Annotated in this window: 1 protein-coding gene and 1 pseudogene; both read right to left on the bottom strand. The window is 65.3% G+C overall.

Annotation, left to right across the window (positions count from 1 at the left end; genetic code table 11):
* A pseudogene (locus tag DVK07_RS19590) lies at nt 1-302 on the bottom strand (ABC transporter permease); the annotation flags it as partial.
* Between the two features lie 50 nt (nt 303-352).
* Nucleotides 353-989: ABC transporter substrate-binding protein (locus DVK07_RS19585; RefSeq protein ID WP_233565536.1), on the bottom strand; the 637-nt coding region annotated here is incomplete at its 5' end.

Here is a 989-nt window from a genome sequence, read left to right as displayed (position 1 = left end):
ATCGGGAGCCGATCGGCGAGGATCTGGCTCACCGCCACGCCGCGGTTCACCTGATACGACTGACCGAAGTCGAACGTCGCGACCTCGCCGAGGAAGCGAACGTACTGCTGCCAGAGCGGGTCGTCGAGCCCCAAGTCGGCGCGGACCTGATTGACGAACTCCTGGCTCGCTCGTTCGCCGGCGATGACCACGGCGGGATCGCCGGGCGAGAGGTGGAGAATGGCGAACACCACCGTCGCGACCCCGAACAGCACGGGGAACAGCATAAGCAGCCGTTTCAATACGAAACGTTTGGAGACCATTCAGGGAAACGGGCGCGTGGGACGGTCAAAAAATCTGTGTTCGGTGCCGACTACTCGAGCTCGACCGCTTCGAGATACGGGCCCCCGATCGCGGCGACGGTGTAGTTGCTCACGCGGTTGGAGACGCCGCGGACCTCGTCGGCGTAGTCGATGAACACCCACGGCGCCTCGTCGTGGGCGATCTGGGCGGCCTCCCGGTACAGCTCCGCGCGGTCTTCCTGGTTCGTGGTCCGTTGAGCCTCTTCGACGACGCTCATGTACTCGCTGTTGGCCCACGCGGCGTTGTTCGAGGTATTGAACCCCTCCGTGTCCCACGAGACCCAGTCCTGCCCCTCCGGCACGTCGGTCTGCGGGTGCAAGAGGACGTAACAGAAGTTGTCGGGGTCGGCGTTGTCGGTGTACCAGCCGGCGAGCGTCGCGTCGTGGTTCCCCTGACTGGTGTATGTGAGGTAGTCGGAGAACTGCCGGTCGTCGATCGAGACCTCGATGCCGACCTCCGAGAGATTCGACCGGATCGTCTGGGCGGTCGGGAGCGGTGCCGGGTTGTACCCGCGGGGGTTCTGGAACGTGGTCAGCGAGAACGAGAACCCGTCGCCGTAGCCCGCCTCCTCGAGGAGGCCCTGGGCCTGATCGGGGTCGTACTCGTAGGGGCTGATGTCGTCGTTGTGGCCGGACAGCGCGGGCGGG

The organism is Halorubrum sp. Atlit-26R (assembly GCF_003666015.1).
Taxonomy (GTDB): domain Archaea; phylum Halobacteriota; class Halobacteria; order Halobacteriales; family Haloferacaceae; genus Halorubrum.
Note: the sequence above shows the minus strand (reverse complement) of the source record. Positions and strands in the feature narration are given on the sequence as shown.